Below are 14,182 nucleotides of genomic sequence, written 5' to 3' on the forward strand. Positions count from 1 at the left end.
CGCGTGGCGCGGAGCACTACGGTGGCGCTATGAGCATCGAACGTCCCGTCAGCCCCAACCCCTACGACCTGCTGCCGGCGCGGCCCTCCTTCACAGTCACCAGCACGGACCTGGCCGACGGTCAGCAGCTGAAGGACGACCAGGTCGCTGCCCTCGGCAACACCTCCCCGCAGCTCAGTTGGAGTGGCGCCCCCGAAGGGACCAAGTCGTACGTCGTCACCTGCTTCGACCCGGACGCGCCGACACCCAGCGGCTTCTGGCACTGGGTGCTGGTCGACCTCCCGGCCGACGTGACCTCCCTCGACACCGGCGCCGCCTCCGCGGCGCTGCCCGGCAACGCCTTCCACGTGCGTCACGACGGCGGCGTCGCCGGGTTCATGGGCGCGGCGCCGCCGCAGGGCGACCAGGTCCACCGCTACTACTTCGTGGTGCACGCCGTCTCGGAAGAGTCGCTCGGGGTGGACGCAGACGCGTCGCCTGCCGTTGTGTCGTTCAACCTCGCGTTCAAGACGCTGGGGCGCGCGATCCTCCACGGCACCTACCAGCACTAGGCCACGGCCTAGGGAGGTGCTGATCAATCTCGCCCGCGCCGCAGGCGAGATCGATCAGCGGTTCCCTGCGCGTCAGATCCCGCGCAGCAGCCGCTCGAAGGGGACCGGCTCCGCGAACTCGTCGCGGGCCGGCTCCCGCCGGGTAGCTCCAGCCAGGTGGTCGGCGAGCTCCGCACCGGCCCGGGCAACGCGGGCCGCCAGCGCCGTCGTACCCGGGCCGCCGAAGTCCTCGGTGGCCGCGAAGACGCCGGTCGGCAGCACCATCGCGCGGAGGTAGGCGAAGAGTGGCCGCAACGCGTGGTCGAGCACCAGCGAGTGCCGGGCGGTGCCGGCGGTCGCGGCGATCTGCACCGGCATACCTACCAATGTCTCCGGCTCCAGGACGTCGAAGAACGTCTTGAAGAGGCCGCTGTAGGAGGCGGAGAAGACGGGCGTGACGGCGATCAGCGCGTCTGCGGTGCGCACCGACGCGATGGCCGCCTCCAGCTCGGTCGAGCCGAAGCCGCTGGTGAGCCGGTCGGCAAGGGCGTGCGCGAGCCGGCGCAGCTCCACGACCTCGACCTGGGTGACCTCACCGCGCAGCTCGAGCTCGCGGACAGCGGCCTCCGCGAGCTGGTCGGCCAGGAGCCGCGTGGAGGACGGCTCGCTGAGCCCGGCGGTGATGACGACGATCTTCATGGGGTTCCTTTGCTGGATCTCGAGGAGGACGGGTCTCGACAAGCTCGACCACCGAGCAGGGTGGACGGGTCTCGACAAGCTCGACCACCGAGCAGGGTGGATGGGTCTCGACAAGCTCGACCACCGGGGCCTAACCGGCTGCCGGGGTGCACCCTCAGACGGTGACCGGCGACTGGCCCGTCACGTCGTCGGCGGGAGCGTGAACGGTGCTGTCCTTCGGACCGCCCGCGGCTGCCACCAACGAGGCGTGCGTCGGTGCTTCGGGCACGTGCGCCGGCTTGAGGGCGGCGAACTCCTTGCGCAGCACCGGGAAGACCTCCTCGCCGAGGATGTCCAACTGCTCCAGCACCGTCTTCAGCGGCAGGCCCGCGTGATCCATCAGGAAGAGCTGGCGCTGGTAGTCGCCGACGTAGTCGCGGAAGGAGAGCGTCCGCTCGATGACCTGCTGGGGCGAACCCACGGTGAGCGGGGTCGCCTCCATGAAGTCCTCCAAGGACGGGCCGTGTCCGTAGACGGGCGCACGGTCGAAGTACGGCCGGAACTCCCGGACCGCATCCTGGCTGTTCTTGCGCATGAAGACCTGCCCGCCGAGGCCGACGATCGCCTGGTCGGCGCGACCGTGCCCGTAGTGCTCGTAGCGGCGTCGGTAGAGCTCCACCATCCGCTGCGTGTGACCCGCGGGCCAGAAGATGTGGTTGTGGAAGAAGCCGTCGCCGTAGTACGCCGCCTGCTCCGAGATCTCCGGGCTGCGGATCGAACCGTGCCAGACGAAGGGCGCGACGCCGTCCAGGGGACGGGGCGTGGCCGTGAACCCCTGCAGCGGCGTGCGGTACTTGCCCTCCCAGTTGACGACGTCCTCGTCCCACAGCCGACGCAGCAGCGCGTAGTTCTCGACCGCGAGCGGGATGCCGTCACGGATGTCCTTGCCGAACCACGGGTAGACAGGTCCGGTGTTGCCGCGTCCCAGGGTCAGGTCGACTCGGCCGTCGGCCAGGTGCTGCAGCTGGGCGTAGTCCTCGGCGATCCGCACCGGGTCGGTGGTGGTGATCAGCGTGGTCGCGGTCGAGAGGATCAGCCTCTCGGTCTGTGCGGCGACGTAGGCCATCGTGGTCGTCGGTGACGAGGCGGCGAAGGGCGGGTTGTGGTGCTGCCCGAACGCCATCACGTCCATGCCCACCTCTTCGGCCTTCTTGGCGATCGCGACGGTGGCCTTGATCCGCTCGTGCTCGGTCGGGGTGACACCGGTCGTCGGGTCGGTGGTGACGTCACCGACGGTGAAGATTCCGAGCTGCATGACTCCGCCTCCAGGTAGTTGAAAGTTGAACTGCCTGGGGAACCAGTCCGACGGCGAGGCTATTCCCGCCGCCACCCCGAGGTTTGCCAGAATCGCCCCATGACCTCCTCCACGCCGGTCACCGACGTCCTGGGCGCCCCTTACAGCCGCACCACCTTCACGCTCGCCGACGACCACGAGGGCCCCGTGGTGGCAACGCTCGTCAGCCGTCCTGCCGACCCGGACTCCGTCCCCGCGTCTGGACCCCGGGGCGCCGTGCTGCACGTGCACGGGTTCGCCGACTACTTCTTCCAGACCGGGTATGCCGACTGGTGGGCTGCCCGTGGCTGGGAGTTCCACGCGCTCGACCTACGCAAGTACGGGCGCTCCCTGCTGCCCGGACAGACCGCCAACTACGTCACCGACCTGGCCGACTACTTTCCGGAGCTCGACCTCGCCTGGCAGGCCGTCTCCGCACCCGGGTTGCCCGTCGTGGTCTCCGCGCACTCCACCGGCGGCCTCACGCTCCCCCTCTGGCTTCGAGAGCGCGGCCACCGTCCCGCTGCCATGGTGCTCAACTCCCCCTGGTTCGACCTCAAGGGCCCCTGGCTGCTGCGCACCCTGGGCACCGGTGTGCTCGACCAGGTCGGACGACGCACCCCGATGCGGGAGATCCCGCGCAAGGTCAGTGGCCTCTACGCTCGCAGCCTGCACCGTGAGCACGAAGGTGAGTTCGACTTCGACCTGTCGTGGAAGCCGCTCCAGTCATGGCCCGTGTACGCCGGCTGGTTGCGCGCTGTGCGCCGCGGCCACGCGGAGCTGCACCGCGGACTGGGTCTCACCGTGCCGTCGCTGGTGCTCTCCAGCGCACGCACCGGCAGCCCCGCCGAGATGAGCGAGGAGGTGCACACCACCGACATCGTCCTCGACGTCGAACAGATCCGGCGCTGGGCCCCTGCACTCGGCACCCACGTCACCAGCATCGCGATCCCGGACGCCCGCCACGACGTCTGGCTCTCTCGCGAGCCGGCGCGCCGCCGCGCCTTCGCCGAGCTGGAGACCTGGGTGTCGGCGTACGTGCACAAGGCCGGCGCCGACGGCCAGTAATGTGCGTCACATGAACTCTGTCACCGGTCTCGCCGTCGGCCGCATCCTCATCGGCATGCTGGCTCTCCTTGCTCCCCGATCCGCCGCACGTCTCTTCCAGCTGAGAGCCGACGAGCAGCCGCAGGTCACCTACATGAACCGGATGTTCGGCTCCCGCGAGATCACGCTCGGCGCGGTGACCCTGCTCGCCCCGCCGGAGACCCGGCGCTCGATGGTGCTGATCGGCGTGGCGGTCGACGCAGCCGACGCGGCGGCCGGGGTCTTGGCCGGCCGCGAGGGCGTGGTGTCGAAGCGCGCCAGCCTGATGCTGACCCTGCCGGCTCTCGGCGCGGTGGCCGCCGGCATCGCCGGGATTCGTCGCTGACAGGTCACCCGGCCGGCGTGGCGTTGTCACCTTGGGCGGGTATGAGTACCTTTGTCGGCTCATCATCCAACGACTCATGAGGTGCCTATGTCTGAACCGTTCCCGCAGCAGCCGCAGCAGCCACCGACCGGCCCGGTGCCGGGAAGCCTCCTCGAGCGCTTCGTGGCCCGCCTGCTCGACGGGCTCATCGTCGGCATCCCGACCGCCATCGTGCTGGGGATCATCTTCGGCATCCTCGGCATCGCCGGGGAGACGATCGGCACGATCCTCATCTCCGCCATCATCGGCGTCGCCCAGCTCGGCTACATGGTCTACTTCGAGTCGACGACCGGCCAGACCATCGGCAAGAAGGTGATGAACCTCCGCGTCGTCAACGCCCAGAGCGCGGTGCCGACCCAGGAGGAGGCGATCAAGCGCAACATCTGGCTGGCACTCAGCCTGTTCGCCGGCATCCCGGTCCTCGGCGTCCTGACCGGGCTCGGCTCGCTGGCGGCAGTGATCGCCATCGCGGTCACGATCAACTCCAACCCGTTCGGCCGTGGCTGGCACGACAACTTCGCCGACACCGCGGTGGTCAAGAGCGCCTGACCAGCCTCGACACCGCAGCAACGCAAGCGGCCGCGCTCCTCTCGTCGAGGAGCGCGGCCCGCTTGGCTCTGGGCACGAGAAGCTCAGAAGAGGAACATCACCAAGGCAACGACACCCACCAAGACGATGAAGGCACGCAGCACTGGAGCCGGCAGCCGCCGCCCGTACGACGCCCCGACCTGGCCGCCGACCACCGCGCCCAGCGCGATGACCAGCACGATCCACCAGTCGACGTCCGCCACGAACGCGAAGACGAGCCCCGCGACGCCGTTGGCGACCGCGGCGAGGACGTTCTTGACGCCGTTGAGGCGCTGCAGCGTCTCGTTGACCCCGATACCGAGCACGGCCATGAGCAGCACTCCCTGCGCGGCACCGAAGTAACCCCCGTAGACGCCAGTCAGGCCGACGAGCGGCCAGACCCACCAGGCGCCGCTCTCGGGCAGTCCTCCCGTCGCCTCGTGACGTCGCGCCACCCAGCCCGAGATCCGCGGCCCCGCCACGACCAGGACGCAGCCCAGCAGGATCAGCACCGGGACGATCGCTTCGAAGGCCCCCGGGGGAAGCACGAGCAGCAGGACCGCACCGACCAGCGCGCCGAGGAAGCTGGCCGAGCAGAGGCGCAGCACCCGAGCCCGCTGCCCGGCCAGCTCCCGCCGGTAGCCGACAGCGCCGCTGATCGAGCCCGGCACGAGCCCGATGGTGTTCGAGACGTTGGCAGTCACCGGAGGCACGCCGAACGCCAGCAGGGTCGGGAACGTCACCAACGTCCCCGACCCCACCACGGTGTTGATGGTGCCGGCCGCGAACCCCGCGAGGAGGAGCGCGACGACCTCGAAGAGGCTCAACCCTGACCGGCCTCCGGGGCATCCGGACCCGGCGCAGGCGCAGCGGACGGCGGCGTCGGGTGCGGGTCGCCAGGACCCGACATCGAGGCACCGGCTGCCTCCGCGATCGCCTGCTGCACGGCATCATGGGTCCCGGCCAGCGTCGGGTCGTCCGCCGCGGGCTGAGCAGGCACCTCCGTGGCTGCGCCCATGTCGACGCGCACCCGCGGGCTGGCGTCCTTCGGAATGCCCTGCAGGTTGGTCATCGTGGAGCCGAGGCCCTCCAGCGCCTTGCCGATCTCCGACGGCACGATCCACACCTTGTTGGCGTCGCCCTCCGCGATCTTCGGCATCATCTGGAGGTACTGATAGGCCAACAGGGACTGATCGGGCTGGCCGTCGTGGATCGCCTGGAAGACGGTCTGGATCGCCTGGCCCTCACCTTGTGCCCGCAGGATCGCGGCCTCGCGGTCGGCCTGAGCGCGCAGGATCTGCGACTCGCGGTCGCCCTCCGCGTTCAGGATCGCCGACTGCTTGGCGCCTTCGGCCGTGAGGATCGCGGACTGCCGCTGTCCTTCGGCCGTGAGGATCGCGGCACGCTTGTCGCGATCCGCCCGCATCTGCTTCTCCATCGAGTCCTTGATCGACGGAGGCGGGTCGATGCCCTTGAGCTCGACACGATTGACGCGGATGCCCCACTTGCCCGTGGCCTCGTCGAGCACGCCGCGCAGCCGACTGTTGATCGCATCGCGGCTGGTCAACGTCTCCTCGAGGTCCATGCCACCGACGATGTTGCGCAGCGTCGTCATGGTGAGCTGCTCGACCGCCTGGATGTAGTTGGCGATCTCGTAGGTGGCGGCCACTGGGTTGGTCACCTGGAAGTAGATGACGGTGTCGATGGAGACGACCAGGTTGTCCTCGGTGATCACCGGCTGCGGCGGGAACGAGACGACCTGCTCGCGCAGGTCGATCACGTAGCGCACCTTGTCGATGAAGGGCACCAGGACGTTGAGGCCCGCCGGGAGCGACGCCTTGTACTTCCCGAAGCGTTCGACGATGCCAGCCCGCGACTGCGGGATGATGCGCACCGTCTTGGCCAGCACTACCACCACGAAGAGCAGCAGTAGGGCCAGCAGGATCAACACAACCATGCGGCTTTCCTTTCACCAGTTGCGGTCACGGCTCTCCTACCCAGATCGGCGTGCTTCTCACGCGCGAACGTCAGTCGATCTGAGGTACCGGGTGCACGATGGCCGTCGCACCGCGGATCTCCAGGACGTCAACGACCGCGCCGGCCTCGATCACGATCGTCTCGTCGAGCGGCTGGGCGGTCCACTCCTCCCCCGCCAGCTTGATCAGGCCGGGCTGGAGCCCGGAGACCTGGGAGAGCACCGTGCCCTGACGGCCGACCAGCCGGTCGTGGCCGATGGTCAGCTCCGGTCCGCTGTGCAGGCGCTTGCGGATCGACGGCCGCAGCAGGCCGAGCGCCGCCAGGGCCGTCACGGCGGCGAGGATGACCTGGAGCCAGAAAGGACCACCGAGCAGCGCGACGAGCATGCCGACGCCAGCTCCAGCAGCCAGCATGGCCAGCACCAGGTCCAGGCTGAACATCTCCCCGATGAGGAGCAGTCCGGTCACACCGAGCCAGCTCGCCCACGCGTTGTCGCCGAGCCAGTCCTTGAACCCGTTGAGCCAGTCCATGTCAGGAGCCTAGTGCCTGCGAGTACGACGTCGGGCGGCGAACCGGCCATCGGCGCGCGTGAGCGCGAGCGGCATGCCGAAGGTTGTGGCCAGGAGGGGTTCGGTGATCACTTCGTCGAGGGGCCCGGCTCCGACGACCTCTCCCTTGCGGAGCAACAGGCCGTGGGTGAAGCCGGGCGGGATCTCCTCGACGTGATGGGAGACCAGCACGATCGCGGGCGATCCGGAGTCGACCGCGAGCACCTCCAACGTGGAGACGAGGTCCTCGCGGCCGCCCAGGTCCAGTCCGGCAGCCGGCTCGTCCATCAGCAGGAGCTCAGGGTCTGCCATCAATGCCCGGGCGATCAGGACGCGCTTGCGCTCGCCCTCACTCAGCGTCCCGAAGGTCCGATCACGAAGGTCGGCAGCGCCCACCTCCGCCAGCAGGCTCTCCGCGCGCTCGTGATCGAGATCGTCGAACTCCTCACGCCAGCGGCCCAAGGAGCCGTAGGAGGCGGTCACCACGACGTCGTGCACCCGCTCGCCGCGCGGCAGCCGCTCCGCGATGGCCGCGCTCGTCACGCCGATGCGAGGGCGGAGCTCGAAGACGTCGACCGCTCCGATGCGCTCGCCGAGGATCTTCGCCGTGCCTGAGGTCGGGTGCATCTGCGCGGAGGCGAGTTGCATCAGCGTGGTCTTGCCGGCGCCATTCGGCCCGAGCACCACCCACCTGTCGCCCTCGTCCACCCGCCAGTCGACGCCACGCAGCAAGGTGGACCGGCCCCGTCGCACGGTGATGTCGGTGAACTCCAGCACGGCGGTCATGCCAGCACCCTATCCAGGCGGCGATGGCCTCGCTGCGGAACCTCGGCGACGGGCGCCGCAGCACGTCGTTAGAGTGCGTCGGGTGTCTGCACACCCCGACCTCGACTCGGCCCGGATGGCCTGGTGGCTGACAGCCTGGCTGCGCGGCCACGCACGCCCCAGCGAGGTTTGCGAGGCGGTCCTGGACGGTGATGCGGCGCACGATGTCGTAGGCCTGCCCGGCGAGGAGTCGCTCCCGCTCCTGTTCGCGCTCCCGGCGCTGCGGCGTACCGGGGCGCAGGGGGCCGGCCTCGCACTGCCGGTAGCAGGCCACCCCGCCGGCCTCGGTGGCCCGGCCGCCTTCAACCGCGCAGCGCTGGAAGCCGGCGAGGCCGTGGTGCTGGTCGGCGCGGAGCTCGGCCTGGTGCCACACCGGGCCGGCGCCGGCGTGGTCTGGACCGCACTGCCCGCTTCGCGACGTCAGCTCACCGACCTCGGTGAGGCGGCACGCACGATGCGCCGGGCGTGGGCCGAGACGGCCTCCCGGCTCGCCGACCTCGAGGTGGCCCGCTGGAATCCGGAGGTGGCCGACGCGTTGATGAACCTACGACGGAGGCCAGCCCTCCGCCACCCCGACGGCGTACCGGCCGATGCCGTCGACCTCGCCGTCCAGGCGCAGCAGGCGCTGGCCATCGTCGACCTGGCTCTCGCCGACGACGGTGCGGCAGCCACGGCAGCCGAGGCGGGCGCCCGGCGTACGGCGCTGGTCGAGCTGGGGCGTGCCGCGCGGGAGGCGTGGGTCGCCGCCGCGTCGCCGGAGGTGTGGCCCCCGGCTCAGACCTGACCGGGCGTCCGTCGCCGCACCGCCGGTCGACAGCGCTACGCTCAGCCCTGACATGAGCGAGCAGCCCGACGCCCCCAAGACCCTGCTGATCACCGTCACCGGCAAGGACCGGCCGGGGGTCACCTCCACCATCTTCCGTACCTTGGCACGCGCCGGGGTCGAGGTGATCGACCTGGAGCAGATCGTGCTGCGTCGTCGACTGGTGCTGGGGGTGCTCGTCACCGCACCGCGCGACTGGAAGAAGCTGCGCGACCAGGTCCAGGACGCCGCAGAGTCGATCGGCATGTCGGTCGAGATCGAGCGCGGCACCGGTGACAACCGGACCAGGCGCGAAGGGCGCTGCCACGTGACCGTCATCGGCTCGCCACTCCCGGCCTCGGCCGTTGCGGCCATGACCGGCCGGATCGCCGACTCGGGCGCCAATATCGACCGGATCGTGCGGATGGCGCGCTACCCGGTGACCGCGATCGAGTTCCATGTCTCGGGCGTGCCGGTCGAGCGCCTTCGCGCCATCTTGGTGAAGGAGGCGGTCCGATCGGGCATCGACGTCGCCGTGCAGCCCGCCAGTCTGCTGCGGCACAGCATGCGCCTGATCGTCATGGACGTCGACTCGACCCTGATCCAGGGCGAGGTGATCGAGATGATCGCCGCTCACGCCGGGTGCGAGGCCGAGGTCGCACGAGTGACCGAGGCCGCGATGCGCGGCGAGCTCGACTTCGAGCAGTCGCTGCGCCAACGGGTGGCGCTGCTCAAGGGAGTGCCGGAGAGCGCCCTCGAGGAGGTCTACGAGTCGATCCAGCTCAACCCCGGCGCCCGCACACTGGTGCGGACCCTGCGCCGGCTCGGCTATCGCTTCGCTCTGGTCTCCGGCGGGTTCAACCAGATCACGGACCGGATCGCCGCAGAGCTCGGCATCCACTATGCGCAGGCGAACCAGCTCGAGGTGGTCGACGGCCATCTGACCGGCGAGGTGATCGGCGAGGTCGTCGACCGTGCCGGGAAGGCCGCCGCGCTGCGCCGCTTCGCCGCTGACGTCGGTGTGCCGGAGTCCGCAGTCATCGCGATCGGCGACGGGGCCAACGATCTCGACATGCTCAACGCCGCCGGCCTGGGCATCGCCTACAACGCCAAGCCGGTGGTGCAGGCCGCCGCCGACACGGCCGTCAACGTTCCCTACCTCGACGCGATCATGTACCTGCTCGGCATCTCGCGCGAGGAGATCGAGGCCGCCGACGCTGCCGCAGGCATCGTCACCCCTGCGCCGCCCGTCTGATCCGTCGGCTACCCCGCACGCGCGACGCCGAAGACATCAAGCCTGGCGCCGCCGAAGTCGAGGTCGCGCCACTCCCCCGGGACCGAGAAGACGGCGTACGCCGCAGTCGGGTAGCCACCTGCCATCGCCCGCGCCGCGGCGGGGTCGCCATCGCCGTCGTCGAGCAGCAGCGCCAGGGTGGCGACCGTCGGGTTGTGCCCGACCACCATCAACGCGGGCGCCTCCGCATCGACCTCGCGGACGAGCTGAAGCAGGGTCTCGGGGTCGCTGCTGTAGACCGCTCGGGAGAAGTCGACGACCGGCGACCAGGTTGCGCCGTTCTCCTCCGCACCTGCACGGATCTGCGCCCAGGTGCCGCGGGTCCGGGCCGCGTCGGAGACGACGGCAGCTGTGGGCTCCACGCCACGCAGGGCCAGCTCGGCGCCGAGACGATACGCGTCGGCCTCACCGCGGGCGCTGAGCACCCGCGCGTGATCCTCGGGAGCGAAGGCCTCCGCCTTGGCATGCCTGACGATGACCAGTGTCCGACGCATCTCCACGCGGACGATCCTGTCAGAGCAGGTCAACCCGCGCGGTCAGCTCCCCATCGAGTGGAAGCCGCCGTCGACGTGCACGATCTCACCGGAGGTGGCGGGGAAGAAGTCCGAGAGCAGCGCGCAGACGGCCTTCGCCGTGGGGATCTGGTCGGTGTTGTCCCAGCCCAGCGGCGCCCGCGTCGACCAGGTGTCCTCCAGGTCCTCGAAACCCGGGATCGCCTTGGCAGCCAGGGTCCGCAGCGGACCGGCCGAGACCAGGTTCACGCGGATGCCCTCGGGGCCGAGGTCGCGAGCGAGGTAGCGGGAGGTCGACTCCAGCGCGGCCTTGGCGACGCCCATCCAGTCGTAGGCAGGCCAGGCGATGGTGGCGTCGAAGGTGAGGCCGACGATCGATCCTCCAGCCCCCATCAGCGGCCGGGTCGCCTCGGCGAGCGACTTGAGGGAGTAGGCGGAGACCTGCACGGCCTGCGCGACGTCGTCCCACGGCCCGGTCATGAACTTGCCGCCGAGCAGCGTCTCGGGATTGCCGTAGGCGATCGAGTGCACCACGCCGTCCAGTCCGTCCACATGGTCGCGGACGAGCTCGGGGAGGCGGGCGAGGTGGTCAGCGTCGGTGACGTCGAGCTCGAGCACCGGGGGCTCCTGCGGGAGCCGCTTCGCGATACGGCGGGTGATGCCGAGCGCCCGCCCGAAGTTGGAGATGAGCACCGTGGCGCCCTGCTCCTGCGCCACCTTCGCGGTGGCGAAACCGATGGAGGAGTCCATGGTGACCCCCGCCACCAGGATGCGCTTGCCCTCAAGGATTCCCATGTCGTCTTCCTGTTCTCACGCAGTGGTGTGTCAGTGGCCCATGCCGAGTCCGCCGTCGACCGGGATCACGGCGCCGGTCACATAGCCCGCCCCGTCCCCGGCGAGCCAGGTGACGGCGCCGGCGATGTCCTCGACGGCACCGAAGCGACCGAGCGGGATCTGGCCCTGGTAGGCGGCCTTCTGCTCCTCGGGAAGCACCTCGGTCATGTCGGTCTCGATGAAGCCCGGAGCAACCACGTTGGCGGTGATCGATCGGGAGCCCAGCTCGCGGGCCAACGACCGGGCCATGCCGACCAACCCGCTCTTGGACGCGGCGTAGTTGACCTGGCCGGGCGACCCGAGCAGTCCGACGACAGAGGAGATGAAGATGATCCGCCCCCGTCGCAGACGCAACATGCCCTTGGCAGCACGGCGCGCGACCCGGAAGGAGCCGGTGAGGTTGGTGGCGATCACGTCGTCCCAGTCGGCGTCGCTCATCCGCAGCACCAGGGTGTCGCGGGTGATGCCGGCGTTGGCGACGAGCACCTCGACGGGGCCGTGCGCCTCCTCCATCTGCGCGAACGCCGCATCCACCTGCTCCGGGACGGTGATGTCGCAGCGGATGTCGAGCGCGCCCTCCGGGCCGCCGCCGTTGCGGGTGGTGACGGCGACCTTGTCGCCCTGGGCAAGGAACGCCTCGGCAAGTGCGCGCCCGATGCCGCGGTTGCCGCCGGTGATGAGGACAGATCTGCTCACGTCCGACGACGCTAGCGATTACCCCCGGGTAGACCTACTCGCGCCGCGCAGCGGGCGGGTTGACCTGTCTCACACGCACCAGGGGTGCGAAGACGGCGCGGGCCACGGTGCGGGGCCGTGCGCCGTCTCCGTCGAACTCACTTGTCCGAACTCACTCGTCCTCGAGGCGGAAGCCGATCTTCAGACCCACCTGGAAGTGCTCGACCTGCCCGTCCTTGACCTGGCCCCGGACCTGGGTGACCTCGAACCAGTCGATGTGACGCAGCGTCTGTGAGGCGCGTTCGATGCCGTTGCGCACCGCCTGCTCCATGCTCTCCGGCGAGGTGCCGACAATCTCGGTCAGGCGGTAGGTGCGGTTGCTCATGGGTCCTCCTCAGGGTTCACCGCTCAGCCTACGCACATGCGACCGGCGTAGACTGGACGGCATGTCTGCACGGGGTCCGCGTCACCACGACGACGCCATCCGGATCACGACCGCAGCACCGAGCCCGGACGCCGAGATCCGCGACCGGCAACGGCGCTACCTGCTCTCCATGCTGGTGCGTACCGTCTGCTTCGTGGGCGCCGTCGCGGTCGGACCGGGCTGGTTCCGCTGGATCCTGGTGATCGGTGCCGTCTTCCTGCCCTACGTCGCCGTCGTCTTCGCGAACGCGATGCCCGGCAAGCCACGGGAGGCTGACCTTCCTTCCGCCCCTTGGGGCCACGAGCTCCCGCACCACCCGACCACGTGACTGACGTCTCCTATCCGCGCTTTTCCCGTACGCCGTCCGCATCTGCGTGGCAGGATCGCCGTGAGGCACTGCCTCGGGCGGGGGTCGGACGGTTTCCCCCCGTAGCTGTCCGACCCGCCGCCCACCTCAGGAGTTGAGAACGTGCTGTCCCACGATTCCGGTCCCGAGGGCGCTATCTGCTCCGCACGCGGCTGTCAGGAGCCGGCCACCTGGAGCCTCGAGTGGAACAACCCCCGGCTGCACACCCCTGAGCGCCGAAAGGTGTGGCTCGCCTGCGACGTCCACCGAACGTCGCTCTCCGAGTTCCTCGAAGCGCGGGGATTCCTCAAGGACGTCGTCCCCTTCCTGTGAGGCGGACTCCCGCCCCCCTGAGGGAGCCGGCCGCTCAGCCGCCGATGGCGGACATCGGCCGCGCCGGCTGGAGGAACGCCGGGTCATCGATGCCGTGCCCGGGCAGCTTCGTGGCCATCGCCCGCACCCACCGCTCGGCGAGCTCGGCATCGCTCGCGCCGGCGCGCATCGGCGTCCGCAGGTCCGACTCGGTGCGCGCGAAGAGGCAGTTGCGCACCTGGCCGTCAGCGGTGAGTCGCACCCGGTCGCAGTCACCGCAGAACGGACGTGTCACCGAGGCGATCACGCCGACCGTGGCGGGGCCGCCGTCCACGGTGAACAGCTCGGCCGGCGCGCTCCCGCGCGGCTCGCCCGAGGGGGTCAGCACGAACTCCTTCTCCAGGCGGGTGAAGATCTCGTCGGCCGTGATCATCTGCTCGCGGTGCCACGCATGCTGGGCATCCAGCGGCATCTGCTCGATGAAGCGCAGGTGGAAGCCCTGGTCGATCGTCCACCGCAGCAGCTCCCCTGCCTGGTCGTCGTTCACGCCCCGCAGCAGGACGGCATTGACCTTGACCGGGCCGAGACCCGCAGCGCGGGCCGCCATCAGGCCGGCGATCACGTCAGGCAACCGGTCACGGCGGGTGATCTCGGCGAACGTCTCCGGCCGGATCGTGTCCAGGCTGACGTTCACCCGATCGAGTCCCGCCTCTGCCAACGCTGCCGCGGTGTGCTTCAACCCGAGCGCGTTCGTCGTCAGCGACATCTCCGGGCGGTGCGCCAGCTGCGCCGTACGCCGGACGATCTCCACCAGACCCCGGCGGACCAGCGGCTCGCCCCCGGTGAACCTCACCTCCTGCACACCGAGGCGCTCGGTTGCGATGCCGATCAGGCGCACCACCTCGTCGTCGGTGAGCACCTTGTCGTCGGGCAGCCAGTCGAGTCCCTCCGCCGGCATGCAGTAGTTGCAACGCAGGTTGCAGCGGTCGGTGAGGGAGACTCGCAGATCGGTGGCGATCCGGCCGTGGTTGTCGCGCAAGGGCGTCATGGAGCG

Annotated in this window: 19 protein-coding genes; 8 read left to right on the top strand and 11 right to left on the bottom strand. The window is 69.9% G+C overall.

Going from position 1 to position 14,182, the window contains the following annotated elements:
- The first annotated feature begins 29 nt into the window (after nt 1–29).
- Nucleotides 30–551, top strand: coding sequence for a YbhB/YbcL family Raf kinase inhibitor-like protein (locus DNK54_RS03810; protein WP_110205579.1), 522 nt, complete (start codon nt 30–32; stop codon nt 549–551).
- Nucleotides 552–623: 72 nt separating this feature from the next.
- Here the strand turns inward: DNK54_RS03810 and DNK54_RS03815 are convergent, their stop codons facing one another.
- Complete coding sequence (locus tag DNK54_RS03815) at nt 624–1,229, bottom strand: FMN reductase (RefSeq protein ID WP_110205580.1); 606 nt, start codon at nt 1,227–1,229, stop codon at nt 624–626.
- Between the two features lie 154 nt (nt 1,230–1,383).
- On the bottom strand, nt 1,384–2,523 hold the full coding sequence (locus DNK54_RS03820) for an LLM class flavin-dependent oxidoreductase (protein ID WP_110205581.1): 1,140 nt from the start codon (nt 2,521–2,523) through the stop codon (nt 1,384–1,386).
- Nucleotides 2,524–2,622: 99 nt separating this feature from the next.
- Between DNK54_RS03820 and DNK54_RS03825 the strand changes: the two genes are divergently transcribed.
- The 3 genes from DNK54_RS03825 to DNK54_RS03835 all read left to right on the top strand — a co-directional run bounded on the left by DNK54_RS03825 (nt 2,623) and on the right by DNK54_RS03835 (nt 4,561).
- Nucleotides 2,623–3,609 (top strand): alpha/beta hydrolase, encoded by a 987-nt coding sequence (locus tag DNK54_RS03825; protein ID WP_110205582.1) that lies wholly within the window; start codon nt 2,623–2,625, stop codon nt 3,607–3,609.
- A gap of 10 nt (nt 3,610–3,619) precedes the next feature.
- A complete protein-coding gene (locus DNK54_RS03830; RefSeq protein ID WP_110205583.1) occupies nt 3,620–3,973 on the top strand; it encodes a DUF4267 domain-containing protein in 354 nt (117 codons plus the stop codon).
- 87 nt (nt 3,974–4,060) lie between these two features.
- Nucleotides 4,061–4,561: an RDD family protein gene (locus DNK54_RS03835; RefSeq protein ID WP_110205584.1), complete on the top strand. Its 501-nt coding sequence runs from the start codon at nt 4,061–4,063 to the stop codon at nt 4,559–4,561.
- 83 nt (nt 4,562–4,644) lie between these two features.
- Here the strand turns inward: DNK54_RS03835 and DNK54_RS03840 are convergent, their stop codons facing one another.
- From DNK54_RS03840 to DNK54_RS03855, 4 genes are all read right to left on the bottom strand, one after another.
- Nucleotides 4,645–5,406, bottom strand: a complete 762-nt coding sequence (locus DNK54_RS03840) for a sulfite exporter TauE/SafE family protein (protein ID WP_110205585.1) — start codon at nt 5,404–5,406, stop codon at nt 4,645–4,647.
- Entirely contained in the window at nt 5,403–6,536 is a 1,134-nt protein-coding gene (locus DNK54_RS03845; RefSeq protein WP_110205586.1) for an SPFH domain-containing protein, read from the bottom strand. Before DNK54_RS03845 ends, DNK54_RS03840 begins: the two co-directional genes overlap by 4 nt.
- Before the next feature lie 70 nt (nt 6,537–6,606).
- On the bottom strand, nt 6,607–7,086 hold the full coding sequence (locus DNK54_RS03850) for an NfeD family protein (protein ID WP_110205587.1): 480 nt from the start codon (nt 7,084–7,086) through the stop codon (nt 6,607–6,609).
- A 9-nt stretch (nt 7,087–7,095) separates the two neighbouring features.
- Nucleotides 7,096–7,890 carry an ABC transporter ATP-binding protein gene (locus DNK54_RS03855; protein WP_110205588.1) on the bottom strand — a complete coding sequence of 265 codons (795 nt, stop codon included), beginning with the start codon at nt 7,888–7,890 and terminating at the stop codon, nt 7,096–7,098.
- Between the two features lie 82 nt (nt 7,891–7,972).
- Between DNK54_RS03855 and DNK54_RS03860 the strand changes: the two genes are divergently transcribed.
- Nucleotides 7,973–8,713, top strand: a complete 741-nt coding sequence (locus DNK54_RS03860; RefSeq protein ID WP_162602293.1) for a hypothetical protein — start codon at nt 7,973–7,975, stop codon at nt 8,711–8,713.
- A 52-nt stretch (nt 8,714–8,765) separates the two neighbouring features.
- Nucleotides 8,766–9,986, top strand: coding sequence for a phosphoserine phosphatase SerB (serB, locus tag DNK54_RS03865; protein ID WP_110205590.1), 1,221 nt, complete (start codon nt 8,766–8,768; stop codon nt 9,984–9,986).
- 8 nt (nt 9,987–9,994) lie between these two features.
- Here serB and DNK54_RS03870 read toward each other — a convergent pair whose 3' ends face one another.
- The 4 genes from DNK54_RS03870 to DNK54_RS03885 all read right to left on the bottom strand — a co-directional run bounded on the left by DNK54_RS03870 (nt 9,995) and on the right by DNK54_RS03885 (nt 12,431).
- A complete protein-coding gene (locus DNK54_RS03870; protein WP_110205591.1) occupies nt 9,995–10,525 on the bottom strand; it encodes a SixA phosphatase family protein in 531 nt (176 codons plus the stop codon).
- A gap of 36 nt (nt 10,526–10,561) precedes the next feature.
- Nucleotides 10,562–11,332, bottom strand: a complete 771-nt coding sequence (gene fabI / locus DNK54_RS03875; RefSeq protein ID WP_110205592.1) for an enoyl-ACP reductase FabI — start codon at nt 11,330–11,332, stop codon at nt 10,562–10,564.
- A 30-nt stretch (nt 11,333–11,362) separates the two neighbouring features.
- Nucleotides 11,363–12,067 (bottom strand): beta-ketoacyl-ACP reductase, encoded by a 705-nt coding sequence (fabG, locus tag DNK54_RS03880; RefSeq protein ID WP_110205593.1) that lies wholly within the window; start codon nt 12,065–12,067, stop codon nt 11,363–11,365.
- Nucleotides 12,068–12,218: 151 nt separating this feature from the next.
- On the bottom strand, nt 12,219–12,431 hold the full coding sequence (locus tag DNK54_RS03885; RefSeq protein WP_110205594.1) for a dodecin: 213 nt from the start codon (nt 12,429–12,431) through the stop codon (nt 12,219–12,221).
- Nucleotides 12,432–12,492: 61 nt separating this feature from the next.
- Here DNK54_RS03885 and DNK54_RS03890 point away from each other — a divergent pair, with 61 nt between their 5' ends.
- Both DNK54_RS03890 and DNK54_RS03895 read left to right on the top strand, forming a co-directional pair.
- Entirely contained in the window at nt 12,493–12,798 is a 306-nt protein-coding gene (locus DNK54_RS03890) for a DUF3099 domain-containing protein (RefSeq protein WP_110205595.1), read from the top strand.
- Nucleotides 12,799–12,939: 141 nt separating this feature from the next.
- Nucleotides 12,940–13,149 carry an acetone carboxylase gene (locus DNK54_RS03895; protein WP_239459894.1) on the top strand — a complete coding sequence of 70 codons (210 nt, stop codon included), beginning with the start codon at nt 12,940–12,942 and terminating at the stop codon, nt 13,147–13,149.
- A gap of 34 nt (nt 13,150–13,183) precedes the next feature.
- Here DNK54_RS03895 and moaA read toward each other — a convergent pair whose 3' ends face one another.
- Nucleotides 13,184–14,176: a GTP 3',8-cyclase MoaA gene (gene moaA / locus DNK54_RS03900; RefSeq protein WP_110205596.1), complete on the bottom strand. Its 993-nt coding sequence runs from the start codon at nt 14,174–14,176 to the stop codon at nt 13,184–13,186.
- Between the last annotated feature and the right edge of the window lie 6 nt (nt 14,177–14,182).

This window comes from Nocardioides daejeonensis (assembly GCF_003194585.1).
In the GTDB taxonomy this organism is placed as follows: domain Bacteria; phylum Actinomycetota; class Actinomycetes; order Propionibacteriales; family Nocardioidaceae; genus Nocardioides; species Nocardioides daejeonensis.